Origin of the sequence: Streptomyces sp. NPDC058086 (assembly GCF_042885015.1) — a bacterium.
Classification (GTDB): Bacteria; Actinomycetota; Actinomycetes; order Streptomycetales; family Streptomycetaceae; genus Streptomyces.
This window is the reverse complement of the sequence record NZ_JBHVST010000001.1, coordinates 226,814-243,727: the sequence shown is the minus strand read 5'-3', so window position 1 is coordinate 243,727 and position 16,914 is coordinate 226,814. Positions and strand designations below refer to the sequence as shown.

The window sequence follows — 16,914 nt, the reverse complement described above, 5'->3', positions numbered from 1 at the left end:
CCCGGCCCGGTCGGTGTCTAGTTCCCCGCGACCGATTTGACCGCCACCGAAATCGGCGTCGAGCCGCCGATCAACTCCAGGGTCAGCCCAGCCGTCGCAGGAGTCTCCACCAGCTCCGCCAGGACCGCGGCGACGTCGTCCCGTGGGATCGGTCCGCGGCCGGTCGAGGCCTCCAGGCGTACGAGTCCGGTACCGGCGTCGTCGATCAGCGATCCGGGACGCAGGATCGTCCAGTCCAGGGACGTACGACCGCGTACGTACTCGTCGGCCTCGCCCTTGGCGCGCAGATACAGGTCGAAGACGTCGTCGCCCGGGTGCGCCGGGTCCGCGCCCATGGACGACACGACGACGTGGCGCCGTACGCCTGCTCGTTCCGCGGCGTGGGCGAACAGGATGGCGGCGCCCTTGTCCACCGTCTCCTTGCGGGCCGGACCGCTGCCCGGGCCCGCGCCCGCCGCGAAGACGGCCGCGTCCGCGCCCTGCAGATGGGCGGCGACCTGCTCCACCGAAGCCGACTCCAGATCGCAGAGGACCGGCTCGGCACCGGCCGCCCGCAGATCGTCGCCCTGCTCGGCGCGGCGGATGATCCCCGCGACCTCGTCACCGCGCGCGGCGAGCAGTCGCTCCAGCCGCAGCGCGATCTGACCATGACCTCCAGCGATGACAATGCGCATGTTTCCGACCGTACGCCCGGATGGACCCGTTCGCCGCACGACCCTGTGGACAACTCAGGGGTCTCTTGAGTCGTCCACAGGGGCGCGCGGCGGCGGAGGCCGTCATGCACTCGGCCCGCGTGGTGAACAGGGGGCGCTCGGGGGGTGGTTGCGGCCGTGCGTGCACAACGTGTGGAGTCGTGGACGGTAGTTGTGGCTAGGAAGGCTCTCCGCGTCCCTGTCTGGGCAGGTCCAGCCCCGCCGTTGCCGCCGAGTTGCAGTACTCCCGCACCGCGCTGGTCCGCGCCACCACGCGCCCCCGGTGCACCACGATCCGGCTGTACGCGAGCGACAGCGCCCCTGCCAGCCGGTTCCCGCGCACCGCGAGCAACTCGGCCGGGAAACCGGCTTCCACGCGTACCTCGGGCAGTCCGAGGGCAGCCCGCGCGCCGGAGCTCACGGCGTCGTAAGCGTCCTCGGGGCGCAGACCGTGCCGTGAGGCCAGCAGGTACGCGGCCTCCAGGGGGTCGCCGCGGCCCACCGGGTTCGATACGTCCCGGAGGGCGCCGCTGCCCGCGGCGATCCGTACCCCGGCCGCCCGCAGCATCCGTACCGGAGCCGTTCCGCGCCGGTCCACGCCTCCGCAGCCGCCCTGCGGCAGGCACACCACGGTCACGCCCGCCGCGGCGAGTTGATCGGCCGCCCGGGAGGCCACCTCGGACGGCAGCCGGCCGAGGCCGCCGCACGGGCCGAGCGTCACTCCGGACCGCAGTCCGCCCGCCATTGCCGCGAGCCGGGCGAGCCGGGCGGGATCGGAGGCGTCCGTGTGCAGGTCGACCGGGCAGCCGTGTTCCGAGGCGATTTCCAGGACTGCCTCCACGTACCCCGTCGGATCCGGGTCGGCGTCCGGGCAGCCGCCCACCACCGAAGCGCCCATTTTCACGGCGTCCCGCAGTATCGCGAGCCCGTCGGCACCGGCGACCCCGGTGAGCACCCGCGGCATCGCCACCGCTGTCAGCTCGGCCAGCCCGCGCAGCGCCCGCCGCGCCTGGAGCACCGCCACCAGGGCGTCGAGGCCCTGTACGTCGCCGACGCGCACGTGCGAGCGCAACGCCGTCGCCCCGTGCCCGAGTTGCAGCAACGCGGCCTCGGTGGCCCGGCGCTGGACCTCTTGGGTGTCGTACGAGAGGGGGCCGTCGCCGTCGGCCGTCAGGGCCGTGTCGCCGTGTGCGTGGGGCTCGGCGGGGGCCGGCAGGAGCAGGTAGCCGTCGAGGTCCACCTTCGCGGCGCGCGAGCCGGAGGCGGGTGTCGCCAGGCTCCCGGCGGTGCCGACCGCCTCGATGCGCCCGCCGCCCAGCCGCACGTCCACAGTCCGGCCGTCGGTGAGCCGCGCGCCGCGCAGCAACAGGGTGGCGGTGTCGGTCTGTCCCGACGAGGAGTGGGGTGGCTGCGGCTGACTGTCGGGCATCGCGCTCCTGGGGCTCGGGGGCGGCTGCTGGGAGGGGCGACTGGGGAGGTGGGCGCTTTCGCGGTGGGGGGTCTGGGGTGGCGGGAGGTGACGGGGTGGAGGGGTGGAGGGGTGGGGGGGCGACGTCGTGGGGAGTGAGGGGCAAGATCACGCAGCGTGAGTCGAGCCTAGGGTGGCGAGCCCTTCTCGTCCGGGAGGAGCGCAATAGTCGTACCGGTGTGGTCCGTGCACGGACAGAAAGCGGGAGATGAGAGCCGGGCGCGCGAGTCGGGGCGGCCGGACGGAGTCGCTGGTCAGCCGGGCCGTGAGGCTGGGGTCGGGGGCTGTTGGCCGGGCGGTGTGCCCGTGATTCGTGGGGCGGGAGAGGCCGGAGTCGCGGCCGTGACGCACCGTTCGTGAGGGGCCGGAAGAGTGGCGGGGAACGGCCGGGAACGGGCCGGGGCGGGTGCCGCGAAACGGATTTGGGCGATCGGCGGGCGAGCGTGTAATGTCTTCATCGCTCGCCCCAATAGCTCAGTCGGTAGAGCGTCTCCATGGTAAGGAGAAGGTCTACGGTTCGATTCCGTATTGGGGCTCTGGTGTGAGAGGTTCCCGTCGCAAGGCGGGGACCAATCGCATCACAGCGGTGTAGCTCAGTCGGTAGAGCAAGCGGCTCATAATCGCTGTGTCACCGGTTCAAGTCCGGTCACCGCTACAGACAGTAGCCGATTGTGGGGTCGGTCCTTCGATCGGCTACTCTTCTATGCGTTAATGTCCCATCCGTTCGTCAAGGAGCACTCCTGTGGCTGCCACCGACGTCCGCCCGAAGATCACGCTGGCCTGCGTGGAGTGCAAGGAGCGGAACTACATCACCAAGAAGAACCGGCGTAACGACCCGGACCGACTGGAGATGAAGAAGCACTGCCCGCGTTGCAACGCGCACACCGCGCACCGCGAAACGCGATAAATCAGGCTCGTACACGAGGCCGTCCCCAGTAACGGGGGCGGCCTCGCGTCGTTCACCGGCGGAGTGCCGACGTGCGAGTGGTCGTCGAGCAGTCGCCGACAGTCCTCGTACGGGCATCGGTCCGAGAATCGCTGCACCGGCTGAAAACCAGGAGGTACCGAGCCCATGGCGCTCGACCAGTCCTTCGTGGGGCGGTCCTACCCGCCCACCGACCCCTATGAGGTCGGTCGGGAGAAGATCCGCGAGTTCGCGGAGGCCGTGGGGGACACCAACCCGGCGTACACGGACCCGGAGGCCGCCAAGGCGCTCGGGTACTCCGATGTGATCGCCCCGCCGACCTTTGTGTTCGCGATCACCTTCAAGGCCGCGGGGCAGGTCGTCCAGGACCCCCAACTGGGGCTCGATTACAACCGCGTGGTGCATGGTGACCAGAAGTTCGCCTACACCCGTCCGGTGCGGGCGGGCGACCGGCTCACGGTCACCTCGACCATCGAGGCGATCAAGTCCATGGCGGGCAACGACATCGTGGACATCCGTGGTGAGGTCCATGACGAGGCGGGCGAGCACGTGGTGACGGCCGTCACCAAGCTCGTGGCTCGCGCGGCGGAGGAGGGCTGACCATGACGGCGAAGATCGCGTATGACGACGTCGAGGTCGGTGCCGAGCTGCCGGCCCAGACCTTCCCCGTGACACGCGCCACACTCGTGCAGTACGCGGGCGCCTCCGGGGACTTCAATCCCATTCACTGGAACGAGAAGTTCGCGGTCGAGGTCGGTCTCCCCGACGTCATCGCGCACGGCATGTTCACCATGGCCGAGGCGATCCGCGTCGTCACCGACTGGGCCGGTGATCCGGGTTCGGTCGTCGAGTACGGCGTCCGCTTCACCAAGCCCGTCGTCGTCCCCAACGACGACAAGGGGGCGACCATCGAGGTCAGCGGCAAGGTCGCGGCCAAGCTGGACGACAACACCGTCCGCGTCGACCTCACCGCGATGAGCGCGGGGCAGAAGGTCCTGGGCATGTCGCGAGCGGTCGTTCGACTGGCCTGAAGGCCGTCATGAGGAGCGATGGGTAAGCGGGTAAGGGGCGCCGGTCATTGTCGGCGCCCCTTACGTGTGGCCTGGCCTTACGTGTGGCCTGGCCGCGCCCGGCCGCGCCTGGCCGCACCCGGCCGTATCTGGTTCGGCCGTTCGCGGTCCGGTTGTTTGCGGGTGACTGTGGTCTGTCTGCTGTACCGGCTGTCTGTGGGCGCCCGTGGTTCGTCCGTTCGCGGTCCGGCTGTCCGCGGTCCTTCCGCTCCGGCCGGCTGTGTGGTGGGTCGGGGCCGTGCCGGTACGTCGAGCCCGTCGCCGCTGGATCAGACGTGGGCCGGGCAAGCGAGCCGCTGCTCGATCCGGGCGTAAGCGACGGGCTTGCGACGTACCGGCACGGCCCCTTCCGTGCGTGCGCGCTGCCGGTCGTGGGCGTCATTCGTAGCCGCTCCCGCCTACCGCTTGACGTACCGGCACGGCTCCTCGCGTGCGTGTGCGGTCGCAGGTCGTCGCGGCTGCCGGTCGTGGGGCGTGTGCATCGCTCGTAGCCGCTCCCGCCTACCGCTCGACGTACCGGCACGGCTCCTCGCGTGCGTGTGCGGTCGCAGGTCGTCGCGGCTGCCGGTCGTGGGGCGTGTGCATCGCTCGTAGCCGCCCTCGCCTACCGCTTGACTTAGTTAGTGATTGGGCACTAACTTAGTCGCATGGTCAGGATGAGCGCAGACGAGAGGCGCGAGAGCGTCATCCGCGCGGCGATCGAGGAGTTCGCCCGGGGCGGGTACTACGGCACGTCCACCGAGGCGATCGCCAAGCGTGTCGGCGTCTCGCAGCCGTATCTCTTTCGGCTCTTCCCCGACAAGCGGGCGATCTTCCTTGCGGCGGCGCAACGCTGCATGGAGGACACCAACCGCACCTTCGAGGAGGCCGCCAAGGGGCTGGAGGGCGAAGACGCCCTGCATTCCATGGCGAACGCGTACATGAAGAGCATCGCGGAGCATCCGGAGCAACTGCTGATGCAGATGCAGATGTACGTCGCGACCGCCGCCGCCGAGCAGGCCGGTGATCGCGAGCTCGGTGAGGTCGTACGGGCCGACTGGATGCGGCTGTGGGAGGCGGCCCATCTGCCGCTCGGCGCCGACCCGAACGAGACGACGGGCTTCATGGCGTACGGAATGCTCATCAACTGCCTGGTGACCATGGGCTTTCCGCCCGAGCACAAGGTCTGGGAAACGGTCTATCCGTCGGCGCGGCCGAAGGGTCGACCGGAGAAGTAGGTAGGGAAAGCGGGAAGCGGGTGGGGGAGGCGGATGTCGGCGCCTTTTTCTGGGCCCGAAAGTTAGTCAGTAATAACTAATCATAGGGAACGATCGCCCTTAGGGGGAGCGATGTCACAGCAGACCGCACGTCGCGGGGGAGCCACCTGGGCCCTCATCATCACCAGCGTCGCCGGATTCATGGCGGCTCTCGACAATCTCGTCGTCACCACCGCACTGCCCTCCATCCGCAGGGATCTCGGCGGAGCGCTGGACGACCTGGAATGGACCGTGAGCGCCTACACGCTCACTTTCGCCGTCCTGCTGATGTTCGGTGCGGCGCTCGGCGACCGGTTCGGCCGCCGTCGGCTCTTCCTCGTCGGTCTCTCCGTCTTCACCGGCGCCTCGGCGGCCGCGGCCATGGCGCCCGGCCTCGACTCGCTGATCGCCGCCCGCGCGGTCCAGGGCGTCGGCGCGGCGATCATGATGCCGCTCACGCTCACCCTGCTGACGGCCGCGGTGCCGGCCGCCAAGCGCGGCATGGCGTACGGGATCTGGGGCGCCGTGAATGGACTCGCGGTCGCCTCCGGGCCCCTCATCGGCGGCAGCCTCACCGAACACGTGTCCTGGCACTGGATCTTCTGGCTGAACGTGCCGCTTGGCCTCGCCCTGCTGCCCCTCGCCCGACTGCGGCTGGCCGAGTCCCACGGCACCGGCGCCCCGCTCGACATCACCGGCACCCTGCTCGTCAGCGGCGGTCTCTTCGGGATCGTGTACGGCCTGGTCCGCGGGCCCGCCGAGGGCTGGACCAGCCCGATCGTCCTGACCGGTCTGCTCGCGGGCGCCGCACTGCTCACCGGCTTCGTCTTCCACGGCATCCGCGCCAAGAACCCGATGCTGCCGATGCGGCTCTTCCGCTCCCGTGCCTTCGCCGGGATCAACGCCGCGAGCCTGCTGATGTTCCTCGGGATGTTCGGCTCGATCTTCCTGCTCAGCCAGTACATGCAGGGCGTCCTCGGCTACTCGCCCACCCAGGCCGGCCTGCGGATGCTGCCCTGGACCGGGATGCCGATGCTCGTCGCGCCGATCGCCGGGTACCTCTCCGACCGCATCGGCGGGCGCCCCGTGGTCGCCACCGGGCTCTTCCTGCAGGCCGCCGGGCTCGCGTACTACGCCTCCGTGGTCGCCGCCCACGCCTCGTACGCCGCGCAGCTGCCCGCCCTGATCGTCAGCGGCATCGGAATGTCCCTGTACTTCGCCCCGGCCTCCAACCTGGTCATGTCCAGCGTCCGTCCGCAGGAGCAGGGCATCGCCTCCGGAGCCAACAACGCGCTGCGTGAGGTGGGCGGCGCGCTCGGTATCGCGGTGATGTCCTCGATCTTCTCCGCGCAGGGCGGCTACGGGACCGCGCAGACCTTCGTGGACGGCCTGCGGCCCGCGCTCGTGGTGGGCTCCGCGGTGGTCGCCCTGGCGGGTGTCGCGGTGCTGCTCATCCCGACGGCGCGGCGTGCGGCCCAGGCCCGGGTCGTCGCCTCCGAGTCGCCCCAGGGGCAGGATCTGGCCCAGGTGCCGGTTCTGGAGACCGCCTCGCGCTGAGGGGATGGAATCCGCCTCGCGGTGAGTGGGAGGGAAACCGCCTGCCGGTGGAGGGTCCAGGATCCAAACCCTTGATTGGTCCATCTTGTGAACACACAGAAGCGGCCCCGCCTCGACCGGCGGGGCCCTTCTCGTACTCTTGAGCCCGTGCAGGAACTCCACGACGCCCCGCTCGCCCCGCTGACCACCTTCCGGCTTGGGGGTCCCGCGACGCGGCTGATCACCGCCACGACCGATGCCGAGGTGATCGCCGCCGTCCGAGAGGCCGACGACACCGGTACGCCGCTGCTGATCATCGGCGGCGGATCGAACCTGGTCATCGGCGACAAGGGCTTCGCCGGGACCGCCCTGCGCATCGCGACCACCGGCTTCGCCCTCGAAGGCACGAGGCTGGAGCTGGCGGCGGGCGAGGTGTGGACCGACGCGGTCGCCCGCACCGTCGAGGCCGGGCTCGCCGGCGTCGAGTGCCTCGCCGGGATCCCCGGCTCCGCAGGCGCGACCCCGATCCAGAACGTGGGCGCGTACGGCCAGGAAGTGTCGTCCACCATCACCGAAGTGATCGCGTACGACCGTAGGACGCGTGAGACGGTCACCCTGGCCAACGCCGACTGCGCCTTCTCGTACCGCCACAGTCGCTTCAAGGCCGACTCCGAGCGGTATGTCGTGCTGCGCGTCAGGTTCGACCTGGAGGACGCGGACGGGCTGTCGGCGCCGATCAAGTACGCCGAGACGGCACGCTCCCTCGGGGTCGAGCCCGGCGACCGGGTGCCGCTCGCCACCGCCCGCGAGACCGTCCTGAAACTGCGCTCCGGCAAGGGCATGGTGCTCGACCCCGAGGACCACGACACCTGGTCGGCCGGGTCGTTCTTCACCAACCCGATCCTCACCGACGAGGAGTTCGCCGCGTTCCACGCGCGCGTGGCGGACCGGCTGGGCGCCGAGGTCGTGCCGCCCGCGTACCCGGCGGGCGAGGGCCACACCAAGACCTCCGCGGCCTGGCTGATCGACAAGTCCGGCTTCACCAAGGGCTACGGCTCCGGACCCGCCCGGATCTCCACCAAGCACACCCTGGCCCTCACCAACCGCGGCCTGGCCACCACCGAGGACCTCCTCGCGCTGGCCCGCGAGGTCGTCGCCGGCGTCCGCGGCGCCTTCGGGATCACCCTGGTCAACGAGCCTGTGACGGTGGGCGTGGAGCTCTAGACAGAGCTCAGGGCAGAGCTCAGGGCAGAGGTCAGGGCAGAGTTCGAGGCGGGGCTCTGGAGGGTGATTCGCGCGCACAGCCGGGTCACTCGGCGGAGTCCTAGTACGCGACTCCGACGCCCTGCTTCACCGTCCTCGGGTCGTCGATCATCGCCAGCATCGCGTGCGCCACGTCGGCGCGCCCGATGAACCGGCCCTTGAGCGGGAAGCCCCCGACGACGGTCCGGTACGAGCTGGTCACCGGCTTGTTCTGCAGTCGAGGCGGGCGTACGACCGTCCAGTCGGTCGCACTCCGGGCCAGTTCGCCCTCCATGGCCGCCAGGTCGGCGTAGACGTCCTTCAGGATCAGCGAGACCAGACCCCGCGCGGCGCGGTCGGCGAACGCCGCGCCTTCGGGGTCGGGACCGACCGGCCCCGCGCTCACCACCAGCAGCCGGCGCACCCCCTCGGCCTCCATGGCGCCCAGCACCGTACGGGTCAGCCGGGTGGCGATCCCGGCGTCCTTGCGGGTGCGGGCGCCGAGCCCGGAGAGGACGGCGTCCCGGCCCGTGACCGCGGGGCGCAGCGCCTCCGGGTCCGTGAGGTCCGCGCGGAACACCTCCAGGCCCGCACCCGTGACGGTCAGCCGCGTCGGATCCCGTACGACGGCCGTGACCTGGTGGCCGGAGTCCAGCGCCTGCCGGACGATCTCCTGGCCGATGCCGCCGGTGGCACCGAAGACGGTGAATTTCATGACGTGATCCCCCCTGGGTGATCTGGTGGGTGAGTATTCACTCACCACTGCTTGTCCCTAGAGTGGGTAAGCACTCACCCACCCGTCAAGGCCGAACAGGGGTGACCATGGAATCCTTGGGGCTCATGCAGCAGAAACCGGCCCGGATCCGCATCCTCGACGCGGCGCACGAGCTCATGCTCACCATCGGCCTCGCCCGCGCCACGACCAAGGAGATCGCCAAGGCCGCGGGCTGTTCGGAGGCGGCGCTCTACAAGTACTTCCCGAGCAAGGAGGAACTGTTCGTCAAGGTGCTCAAGGAACGCCTGCCCCAGCTGACCCCGCTGCTGGCCGGCCTCGCGGCCGAGCCGGGCCGGGGCACCCTCCTGGAGAACCTCACCGGGATCGCCCGTCAGGCGGCCCTCTTCTATGAGCAGAGTTTTCCGATCGCCGCCTCCTTGTACGCGGAAACGCAACTCAAGCGCCGGCACGAGGAGTCGATGCGCTCCATGGGATCGGGCCCTCACATGCCCATCCGGGGCCTCGACGCCTATCTCCGCGCCGAACAGGACGCGGGCCGGGTCCGCGCCGGGGTCGACACCTATGCGGCCGCCTCGCTCCTGCTGGGCGCCTGCGCCCAGCGCGCCTTCGCCTACGACTCCACGGAGGAGGGCAAGCCGCCGCCCGTGGACGAGTTCGCCTCGTCTGTCGCCCGCACGCTGCTGGGCGGAATCTCCGTTGCGGACGAGCCCTCGTGACGGTCACCCTGGCCCGATGAGACCAGCCCCCACGGTCGTGCGGCACTCCCCGTGCGGCTGAGCGTCACGGAGTTCACGCCGCGCGTCGGCCCGCGTGCCTACCGGGTCGTCCAGCCGCGTCCGCCGCTGCGGCACACCACGCTCAGTGACCCCTTCGAAGGCTGGGGCTACCTCGTGGGCGACCACGACGGACTCGCCCGGCTCGCCGCGCTCTTCTCGTTCGCCGCGTTCTCCCGGCACACGATCGTGTACGTCCCGCTGCGACGGAGCATCCCCAGGGCCTACGCGCCCGGGGTGCTGGTCGACCTCGTCCTCGCCCACCGGTCGCCGGGCCTGCGGGCCTCCGCCTGGCCCGGGCTGCGCCGTCGGCTGCGGGAGGGCACCCCGCTCACCGTGCGCACGAACGAGGAGCGCACCGCCGCCCACGCGGCCGCCTGGGAGGCGCGCTGGGAGCAGCGCTGGGACCGCCTCGACGCGCGGGACCGGATCCATCCGGCCGTGCACGCGGGGACTCTCTTCCTCCTCGGGGCCCGGGACACCTTCGCCTCGGCCGCCACGCACCTGGAGGTGGCGGCCGGGTTCGGGCCGCGGGGGAAGCGGGCCGCCGAAGGGCATGACGTGCTCGTCGCCTCCCTCACCCCGCACCTGCCGCTGTCCCGGGGCCGTCATGTCGAGCTGGACATCGGCTTCCAGGCGTATCCGCCCTACACCCACTTCAGGAGACCGGGGCGGCCAGCCACTCGTCGATGCCCGACAGCAGCTTCTCCTTGACGTCTTTGGGGGCCGCCGTGGCCCGCACCGACTGGCGTGCCAGCTCGGCCAGTTCCGCGTCCGTGAAGCCGTGGTGGTGGCGTGCCAGCTCGTACTGGGCGGCGAGCCGGGAGCCGAACAGCAGGGGGTCGTCGGCGCCGAGGGCCATCGGGACACCGGCCTCGAAGAGGGTGCGCAGGGGGACGTCCTCGGCCTTCTCGTAGACCCCCAGGGCGACGTTCGACGCCGGGCACACCTCGCAGGTGATGCCGCGGTCCGCGAGCCGCTTCAGCAGCCGCGGGTCCTCGGCGGCGCGCACACCGTGCCCGATCCGGGTGGCGTGCAGGTCGTCCAGGCAGTCGCGGACCGACGCCGGGCCGGTCAGCTCGCCGCCGTGCGGCGCGGACAGCAGCCCGCCGTCCCGTGCGATCGCGAAGGCCCGGTCGAAGTCCCGCGCCATGCCCCGCCGCTCGTCGTTGGAGAGCCCGAAGCCGACGACGCCGCGGTCCGCGTAGCGCACGGCGAGCCGGGCCAGGGTGCGGGCGTCCAGCGGGTGCTTCATGCGGTTCGCGGCCACCAGGACGCGCATCCCGAGCCCGGTCTCCCGCACGGCCGCGTCCACCGCGTCCAGGATGATCTCCAGCGCCGGGATGAGTCCGCCCAGCCGGGGCGCGTACGAGGTCGGGTCGACCTGGATCTCCAGCCAGCCGGAGCCGTCCTTGATGTCCTCCTCGGCGGCCTCGCGCACCAGGCGCTGGATGTCCGCGGGCTCTCTGAGGCAGGATCGCGCCGCGTCGTACAGCCGCTGGAAGCGGAACCAGCCGCGCTCGTCGGTCGCCCGCAGCCTGGGCGGTTCGCCGCTGGTCAGGGCGTCGGTGAGGGCTTCGGGAAGCCGGACGCCGTACTTGTCGGCCAGCTCCAGCACGGTGGTGGGCCGCATCGAACCGGTGAAGTGCAGGTGCAGATGGGCTTTCGGCAGTTCAGAGAGATCACGTACGCGCTCCATCCCAGGATCCTGCCGTACGTTCCCGCCGTGCCGGTAGCGCTTTCCCCGTTAGTGGTCTTGCTCGCACGAAGAAGCGGGCCGCCTCCCCGGAGGGAAACGGCCCGCACACACGCGTGGAGCGCGAAAACGTCAGTCCCGTGCCTCGGCCAGGAGCTTCTGGATCCGGCTGACGCCCTCGACGAGATCCTCGTCACCCAGGGCGTACGACAGACGCAGGTACCCAGGGGTGCCGAAGGCCTCACCCGGGACGACCGCGACCTCGGCCTCCTCCAGGATGAGCGCGGCCAGCTCGACCGTGTCCTGGGGGCGCTTGCCGCGGATCTCCTTGCCGACGAGGGCCTTGACCGAGGGGTACGCGTAGAAGGCGCCCTCGGGCTCGGGGCAGAGCACGCCGTCGATCTCGTTGAGCATCCGCACGATGGTCTTGCGGCGGCGGTCGAAGGCCTCGCGCATCTCGGCGACGGCCGTCAGATCGCCGGAGACGGCGGCGAGGGCGGCGACCTGGGCGACGTTGGACACGTTCGAGGTGGCGTGCGACTGGAGGTTGGTCGCGGCCTTGACGACGTCCTTCGGGCCGATGACCCAGCCCACGCGCCAGCCGGTCATGGCGTACGTCTTCGCGACGCCGTTCACGACGATGCACTTGTCGGCGAGCTCGGGGACGACCACCGGGAGGGAGTGGAATTCCGCGTCCCCGTAGACCAGGTGCTCGTAGATCTCGTCCGTCAGGACCCACAGGCCCTTCTCGGCGGCCCAGCGGCCGATCTCCTCGATCTGCTCGCGGCTGTAGACCGCGCCCGTCGGGTTGGACGGGGAGACGAAGAGCAGCACCTTGGTGTTCTCGGTGCGGGCGGCCTCCAGCTGCTCGACCGAGACGCGGTAGCCGGTGGTCTCGTCGGCGACGACCTCGACCGGGACACCGCCGGCGAGACGGATCGACTCCGGGTACGTCGTCCAGTAGGGCGCCGGGACGATGACCTCGTCGCCCGGGTCGAGGATCGCGGCGAAGGCCTCGTAGATGGCCTGCTTGCCACCGTTGGTGACCAGGACCTGGGCGGCCTCCACCTCGTAGCCGGAGTCGCGCAGGGTCTTCGCGGCGATCGCGGCCTTCAGCTCGGGCAGGCCGCCGGCCGGCGTGTAGCGGTGGTACTTCGGGTTGGAGCACGCCTCGATGGCGGCCTGGACGATGTAGTCCGGGGTCGGGAAGTCGGGCTCACCGGCGCCGAAGCCGATCACCGGGCGCCCGGCGGCCTTCAGGGCCTTGGCCTTGGCATCCACGGCGAGGGTGGCGGACTCGGAGATCGCGCCGACTCGGGCGGAGACCCGGCGCTCGGTGGGAGGGGTTGCAGGGCTCATGGCCCCCATCGTTTCAGACCGGAAACTCCCCCGGCACGCGGGTTTCACAGACTGAACAACAAGAGAACAACCGTCCGTATCCCGACCCCTCGCCGGTCGATCTTCGGCGGACAAAGCCCGTACGGACACTTTCTGTTCGACGACCGGCCCCGGACCACGTACACTCTCACCTCGTTGGCCTTCAGCGGTCGCACTCATCCGATGCACACCGAGCATCCGGGTGGATGCGGTACGTTGGGGGAAACAAAGGGTCGTAGCTCAATTGGTAGAGCACTGGTCTCCAAAACCAGCGGTTGGGGGTTCAAGTCCCTCCGGCCCTGCTACACACACCTTCGCCAGGATGTGTGCGCATGTACGTACCGCAATGCACCGCCGTGCGGCTCAACCGGGCGCGGCACGGCCACGACCCGGAATCAGGTGAGGACGAGTGACGGACGCCGTGGGCTCCATCGACATGCCTGATGCCGAGGCGCCCGAGTCTCAGAAGAAGGCCCGCAAGGGCGGTAAGCGTGCCAAGAAGGGCCCGCTGAAGCGCCTTGCCACTTTCTACCGCCAGATCGTCGCGGAACTCCGCAAGGTCGTCTGGCCGACTCGCAATCAGTTGACGACGTACACCACAGTGGTGATTGTCTTCGTCGTCATCATGATTGGCCTGGTGACCGTGATTGACTATGGGCTCAACCACGCCGCCAAGTACGTCTTCGGCTGAGCCGAGAGCGAAGGGCGCCGTCACCGGCGCCCCTTTCGCGTGTTCCACCCCCATGTATCCAGGAAGAAGCAGCCACCGTGTCTGACCCGAACCTGAACGATGCCAGCGAGTCGGTCGAGTCCGTTGACGACGAGCTCGACATCGTCGAGGGCGCGGACGTCGTGGACGAGTTCGAGGCTGCCGATGCCGCCACCGGCGAGCCCGCCGAGGAAGCGGCCCTGCACGTCGAGGACGAGTCCGGTGAGGACGTCGAGGACGAGGACGTTCCCGACGAGGCCCTCGCTGAAGACGCCGAGGAAGGCGACGAGGAAGAGGCCGAAGAAGAGGCCGAGCCCGTCGACCCCGTCACCGCACTGCGCGAGGAGCTGCGAACGCTCCCGGGCGAGTGGTACGTCATCCACACATACGCCGGTTACGAGAACCGCGTGAAGACCAACCTCGAGCAGCGCGCCGTTTCGCTGAACGTCGAGGACTTCATCTTCCAGGCCGAGGTGCCGCAGGAAGAAGTCGCGCAGATCAAGAACGGCGAGCGCAAGACGATCAAGCAGAACAAGCTCCCGGGCTACGTCCTGGTCCGCATGGACCTGACGAACGAGTCCTGGGGTGTCGTCCGCAACACTCCCGGTGTCACCGGCTTCGTGGGCAACGCCTACGACCCGTACCCGCTGACGCTGGACGAGATCGTCAAGATGCTCGCCCCGGAGGCCGAGGAGAAGGCCGCCCGTGAGGCCGCCGAGGCCGAGGGCAAGCCCGCTCCGCAGCGCAAGGTCGAGGTCCAGGTGCTGGACTTCGAGGTCGGCGACTCGGTCACCGTCACGGACGGCCCGTTCGCCACGCTGCAGGCGACCATCAACGAGATCAACGCCGACTCCAAGAAGGTCAAGGGCCTGGTGGAGATCTTCGGTCGCGAGACCCCGGTCGAGCTTTCGTTCGACCAGATCCAGAAGAACTGACACCTTCTGGACGTACGTCTTCCGAACAGGTCAGACGGGCTCACGCAGCCCGTCTGACCTGCTCGGTTTTTGGCCGCGCATGGATACCCGTTATCGTTGTGCGGTATGCCTCCATCCGGATGAACCGGGCGGAAGCTGAAAACTCTCACTAGGACCCGGAGAGAGCACATGCCTCCCAAGAAGAAGAAGGTCACGGGGCTTATCAAGCTCCAGATCCAGGCCGGCGCGGCCAACCCGGCTCCGCCGGTCGGCCCGGCGCTGGGCCAGCACGGCGTCAACATCATGGAGTTCTGCAAGGCCTACAACGCCGCGACCGAGTCGCAGCGCGGTTGGGTCATCCCGGTGGAGATCACGGTCTACGAAGACCGCTCCTTCACCTTCATCACCAAGACTCCGCCGGCCGCCAAGATGATCCTCAAGGCCGCGGGTGTCGAGAAGGGCTCCGGCGAGCCGCACAAGACCAAGGTCGCCAAGATCACCCAGGCGCAGGTCCGCGAGATCGCCACCACGAAGATGCCCGACCTCAACGCCAACGACCTGGACGCCGCGTCGAAGATCATCGCCGGCACCGCCCGTTCCATGGGCATCACGGTCGAGGGCTGACACCCACCTTCGTAGGAACCATGCGGTGTGAGCCGCACGTGGGAGGGCCTGCTCGGCCCGTACCACGACTCCTCAGAACACATCAGGAGCAGTAGTGAGCAAGCGCAGCAAGTCTCTCCGCGCTGCGGACGCCAAGATCGACCGGGAGAAGCTCTACGCCCCGCTCGAGGCCGTCCGTCTCGCCAAGGAGACCTCCACGAGCAAGTACGACGGCACCGTCGAGGTCGCCTTCCGCCTGGGTGTAGACCCGCGCAAGGCCGACCAGATGGTCCGCGGCACCGTGAACCTCCCGCACGGCACCGGTAAGACCGCCCGGGTCCTGGTCTTCGCGACCGGTGACCGTGCCGAGGCCGCACTCGCCGCGGGCGCCGACATCGTCGGCTCCGACGAGCTCATCGACGAGGTGTCGAAGGGCCGTCTGGACTTCGACGCCGTCGTCGCCACCCCGGACCTCATGGGCAAGGTCGGCCGTCTGGGCCGTGTCCTCGGCCCGCGTGGTCTGATGCCGAACCCGAAGACCGGCACCGTGACCCCGGACGTGGCCAAGGCCGTGACCGAGATCAAGGGCGGCAAGATCGAGTTCCGCGTCGACAAGCACTCGAACCTGCACTTCATCATCGGCAAGGTGTCCTTCGACGACACCAAGCTGGTGGAGAACTACGGCGCCGCGCTCGACGAGATCCTTCGTCTGAAGCCGTCGGCCGCCAAGGGTCGCTACATCAAGAAGGCCGCGATCAGCTCCACGATCGGCCCCGGCGTTCCGGTCGACCCGAACCGCACCCGCAACCTCCTCGTCGAGGAGGACCCGGCCGCCGTCTGAGCCTTCCGCTCACCACGGTGACCGCGTCGCATACGCGTTCTTGGCACGGGCCCCGCAACCTTTCGAGGTGCGGGGCCCGTCCCCATTCTCGGATACGTGTGTCAGTGGGCTGCGTTAGCGTGCAGCTCTCAGGATTCGCATAGGGGTGGGACGAATGAAGAGCACGCGCGTGCGCCGAGTGACCCTTTCGATCGCGCTGGTGAGCGCGCTGGCGGGGGTGGCCGCCTGTTCCTCGGGCTCCTCCGGAGGCTCCGGCAAGGACGACAAGGCGGCCCAGGGCACGACTCACGTCAGCCCCATAGCGGCCCTCCAGTCCGCCGAGAAGTCCACCGACGGCGCCGACTCCGCCAGGATCGAGTCCACGACGAGCCTGGGCACGCTGATGTCCATGAAGTCGGACGGCTCCATGGGCTGGGGCAACGGCCTCACCGGTGACATGACGATCACGTACACCGGCGGCACGATGGCCGAGACGATGCGCAAGACGGGCAGCACCTCCATGCAGGCCCGCTATCTGTCGGACGCTTACTACGCCAAGATGGGCGAGACGTTCGCCAAGCAGGTGGGCGGCAAGCACTGGATCAAGTACGCGTACGACGACCTGGCGAAGCTCGCGGGCGGCTCCGGCGCGTTCCTGAAGGACCAGATGCAGAACAACTCGCCGAACCAGTCGGTGAAGCTCCTGCTGGCCTCCGGCGATGTGAAGAAGGTCGGCGACGAGACGGTCCGCGGCGAGAAGACCACGCACTACGCGGGCACGGTGAACGTGACGGACTTCGCGGCCAAGAGCTCCCACCTCACCGCGAGCCAACTCGCCGACCTGAAGAAGCAGTTCACCCAGGCCGGCATCACGACGGAGGACGTCGACATCTGGGTCAACGGCAAGGACCTGCTCGTCAAGGCGGTCTCCAAGGGCCAGTTGTCGAGCGGCACGATGTCCTCCACGACGTACTACAGCGACTACGGAGTGAAGGTCGCCGCCGTGGAGCCCCCGGCGAGCGACACGGCCGACTTCAAGGACCTGCTGAAGACGCAGGGCCTGACGCCGGGCAGCGGCGACACTTCGAGCGGGTCGGGCACCACGAGCTGAGGCTTCA

18 protein-coding genes and 3 tRNA genes are annotated in these 16,914 nt (G+C 69.5%); 16 read left to right on the top strand and 5 right to left on the bottom strand.

Annotated elements, in window-relative coordinates; genetic code table 11:
- Positions 1-17: 17 nt before the first annotated feature.
- Positions 18-674, bottom strand: coding sequence for an SDR family oxidoreductase (locus ACFVWD_RS01150; RefSeq protein WP_389593147.1), 657 nt, complete (start codon positions 672-674; stop codon positions 18-20).
- Between the two features lie 196 nt (positions 675-870).
- Positions 871-2,121, bottom strand: a complete 1,251-nt coding sequence (locus ACFVWD_RS01145) for a hydrolase (RefSeq protein ID WP_389593145.1) — start codon at positions 2,119-2,121, stop codon at positions 871-873.
- Positions 2,122-2,623: 502 nt separating this feature from the next.
- On the opposite strand from ACFVWD_RS01145, the gene ACFVWD_RS01140 reads away from it, so the two are divergent.
- The 8 genes from ACFVWD_RS01140 (at position 2,624) to ACFVWD_RS01105 (ending at position 8,150) form a co-directional block, all read left to right on the top strand.
- Positions 2,624-2,696: transfer RNA gene (locus tag ACFVWD_RS01140), tRNA-Thr, on the top strand.
- Between the two features lie 46 nt (positions 2,697-2,742).
- Positions 2,743-2,815, top strand: a tRNA-Met gene (locus ACFVWD_RS01135).
- A gap of 87 nt (positions 2,816-2,902) precedes the next feature.
- A complete protein-coding gene (rpmG, locus tag ACFVWD_RS01130; protein ID WP_004571794.1) occupies positions 2,903-3,067 on the top strand; it encodes a 50S ribosomal protein L33 in 165 nt (54 codons plus the stop codon).
- Between the two features lie 165 nt (positions 3,068-3,232).
- Entirely contained in the window at positions 3,233-3,685 is a 453-nt protein-coding gene (locus ACFVWD_RS01125) for a MaoC family dehydratase N-terminal domain-containing protein (protein ID WP_389593143.1), read from the top strand.
- Between the two features lie 2 nt (positions 3,686-3,687).
- Positions 3,688-4,116 carry a MaoC family dehydratase gene (locus tag ACFVWD_RS01120; RefSeq protein WP_389593141.1) on the top strand — a complete coding sequence of 143 codons (429 nt, stop codon included), beginning with the start codon at positions 3,688-3,690 and terminating at the stop codon, positions 4,114-4,116.
- 686 nt (positions 4,117-4,802) lie between these two features.
- On the top strand, positions 4,803-5,372 hold the full coding sequence (locus tag ACFVWD_RS01115; protein WP_389593139.1) for a TetR/AcrR family transcriptional regulator: 570 nt from the start codon (positions 4,803-4,805) through the stop codon (positions 5,370-5,372).
- A 111-nt stretch (positions 5,373-5,483) separates the two neighbouring features.
- Positions 5,484-6,947 carry a DHA2 family efflux MFS transporter permease subunit gene (locus ACFVWD_RS01110; RefSeq protein ID WP_389593137.1) on the top strand — a complete coding sequence of 488 codons (1,464 nt, stop codon included), beginning with the start codon at positions 5,484-5,486 and terminating at the stop codon, positions 6,945-6,947.
- A gap of 147 nt (positions 6,948-7,094) precedes the next feature.
- A complete protein-coding gene (locus tag ACFVWD_RS01105; RefSeq protein WP_389593135.1) occupies positions 7,095-8,150 on the top strand; it encodes a UDP-N-acetylmuramate dehydrogenase in 1,056 nt (351 codons plus the stop codon).
- Between the two features lie 100 nt (positions 8,151-8,250).
- On the opposite strand, the gene ACFVWD_RS01100 is transcribed toward ACFVWD_RS01105, so the two are convergent.
- On the bottom strand, positions 8,251-8,883 hold the full coding sequence (locus ACFVWD_RS01100) for an NAD(P)-dependent oxidoreductase (protein ID WP_389593133.1): 633 nt from the start codon (positions 8,881-8,883) through the stop codon (positions 8,251-8,253).
- Positions 8,884-9,008: 125 nt separating this feature from the next.
- Between ACFVWD_RS01100 and ACFVWD_RS01095 the strand changes: the two genes are divergently transcribed.
- Positions 9,009-9,620, top strand: a complete 612-nt coding sequence (locus tag ACFVWD_RS01095; RefSeq protein ID WP_389593131.1) for a TetR/AcrR family transcriptional regulator — start codon at positions 9,009-9,011, stop codon at positions 9,618-9,620.
- A 51-nt stretch (positions 9,621-9,671) separates the two neighbouring features.
- The gene (locus ACFVWD_RS01090; protein WP_389593130.1) at positions 9,672-10,391 is read left to right on the top strand and encodes a hypothetical protein; all 720 of its coding nucleotides are present in this window, start codon (positions 9,672-9,674) and stop codon (positions 10,389-10,391) included.
- On the opposite strand, the gene ACFVWD_RS01085 is transcribed toward ACFVWD_RS01090, so the two are convergent.
- Both ACFVWD_RS01085 and ACFVWD_RS01080 read right to left on the bottom strand, forming a co-directional pair.
- Entirely contained in the window at positions 10,336-11,376 is a 1,041-nt protein-coding gene (locus ACFVWD_RS01085) for an adenosine deaminase (protein ID WP_389593128.1), read from the bottom strand. The genes ACFVWD_RS01090 and ACFVWD_RS01085 overlap by 56 nt on opposite strands.
- A 129-nt stretch (positions 11,377-11,505) precedes the next feature.
- Entirely contained in the window at positions 11,506-12,732 is a 1,227-nt protein-coding gene (locus tag ACFVWD_RS01080; RefSeq protein WP_099921157.1) for a pyridoxal phosphate-dependent aminotransferase, read from the bottom strand.
- Between the two features lie 247 nt (positions 12,733-12,979).
- On the opposite strand from ACFVWD_RS01080, the gene ACFVWD_RS01075 reads away from it, so the two are divergent.
- The 6 genes from ACFVWD_RS01075 (at position 12,980) to ACFVWD_RS01050 (ending at position 16,907) form a co-directional block, all read left to right on the top strand.
- Positions 12,980-13,052: transfer RNA gene (locus tag ACFVWD_RS01075), tRNA-Trp, on the top strand.
- 107 nt (positions 13,053-13,159) lie between these two features.
- Positions 13,160-13,441, top strand: coding sequence for a preprotein translocase subunit SecE (gene secE, locus ACFVWD_RS01070; protein WP_067367170.1), 282 nt, complete (start codon positions 13,160-13,162; stop codon positions 13,439-13,441).
- A gap of 77 nt (positions 13,442-13,518) precedes the next feature.
- Complete coding sequence (gene nusG, locus ACFVWD_RS01065; RefSeq protein WP_097225078.1) at positions 13,519-14,394, top strand: transcription termination/antitermination protein NusG; 876 nt, start codon at positions 13,519-13,521, stop codon at positions 14,392-14,394.
- A 168-nt stretch (positions 14,395-14,562) separates the two neighbouring features.
- Positions 14,563-14,997, top strand: a complete 435-nt coding sequence (gene rplK / locus ACFVWD_RS01060; protein ID WP_030359033.1) for a 50S ribosomal protein L11 — start codon at positions 14,563-14,565, stop codon at positions 14,995-14,997.
- A gap of 94 nt (positions 14,998-15,091) precedes the next feature.
- Entirely contained in the window at positions 15,092-15,817 is a 726-nt protein-coding gene (gene rplA, locus ACFVWD_RS01055) for a 50S ribosomal protein L1 (protein WP_384906998.1), read from the top strand.
- Positions 15,818-15,971: 154 nt separating this feature from the next.
- Complete coding sequence (locus tag ACFVWD_RS01050; RefSeq protein ID WP_389593126.1) at positions 15,972-16,907, top strand: hypothetical protein; 936 nt, start codon at positions 15,972-15,974, stop codon at positions 16,905-16,907.
- Positions 16,908-16,914 lie beyond the last annotated feature (7 nt).

Bases quoted from the DNA above. Each gene is read 5' to 3' on its own strand.
- rplK (WP_030359033.1), top strand. From the start codon at position 14,563: ATGCCTCCCAAGAAGAAGAAGGTCACGGGGCTTATCAAGCTCCAGATC.
- ACFVWD_RS01095 (WP_389593131.1), top strand. From the start codon at position 9,009: ATGCAGCAGAAACCGGCCCGGATCCGCATCCTCGACGCGGCGCACGAG.
- ACFVWD_RS01125 (WP_389593143.1), top strand. From the start codon at position 3,233: ATGGCGCTCGACCAGTCCTTCGTGGGGCGGTCCTACCCGCCCACCGAC.
- ACFVWD_RS01120 (WP_389593141.1), top strand. From the start codon at position 3,688: ATGACGGCGAAGATCGCGTATGACGACGTCGAGGTCGGTGCCGAGCTG.
- ACFVWD_RS01085 (WP_389593128.1), bottom strand. From the start codon at position 11,376: ATGGAGCGCGTACGTGATCTCTCTGAACTGCCGAAAGCCCATCTGCAC.
- ACFVWD_RS01110 (WP_389593137.1), top strand. From the start codon at position 5,484: ATGTCACAGCAGACCGCACGTCGCGGGGGAGCCACCTGGGCCCTCATC.
- ACFVWD_RS01150 (WP_389593147.1), bottom strand. From the start codon at position 674: ATGCGCATTGTCATCGCTGGAGGTCATGGTCAGATCGCGCTGCGGCTG.
- ACFVWD_RS01080 (WP_099921157.1), bottom strand. From the start codon at position 12,732: ATGAGCCCTGCAACCCCTCCCACCGAGCGCCGGGTCTCCGCCCGAGTC.
- ACFVWD_RS01115 (WP_389593139.1), top strand. From the start codon at position 4,803: ATGGTCAGGATGAGCGCAGACGAGAGGCGCGAGAGCGTCATCCGCGCG.
- ACFVWD_RS01100 (WP_389593133.1), bottom strand. From the start codon at position 8,883: ATGAAATTCACCGTCTTCGGTGCCACCGGCGGCATCGGCCAGGAGATC.
- ACFVWD_RS01050 (WP_389593126.1), top strand. From the start codon at position 15,972: ATGAAGAGCACGCGCGTGCGCCGAGTGACCCTTTCGATCGCGCTGGTG.
- ACFVWD_RS01145 (WP_389593145.1), bottom strand. From the start codon at position 2,121: ATGCCCGACAGTCAGCCGCAGCCACCCCACTCCTCGTCGGGACAGACC.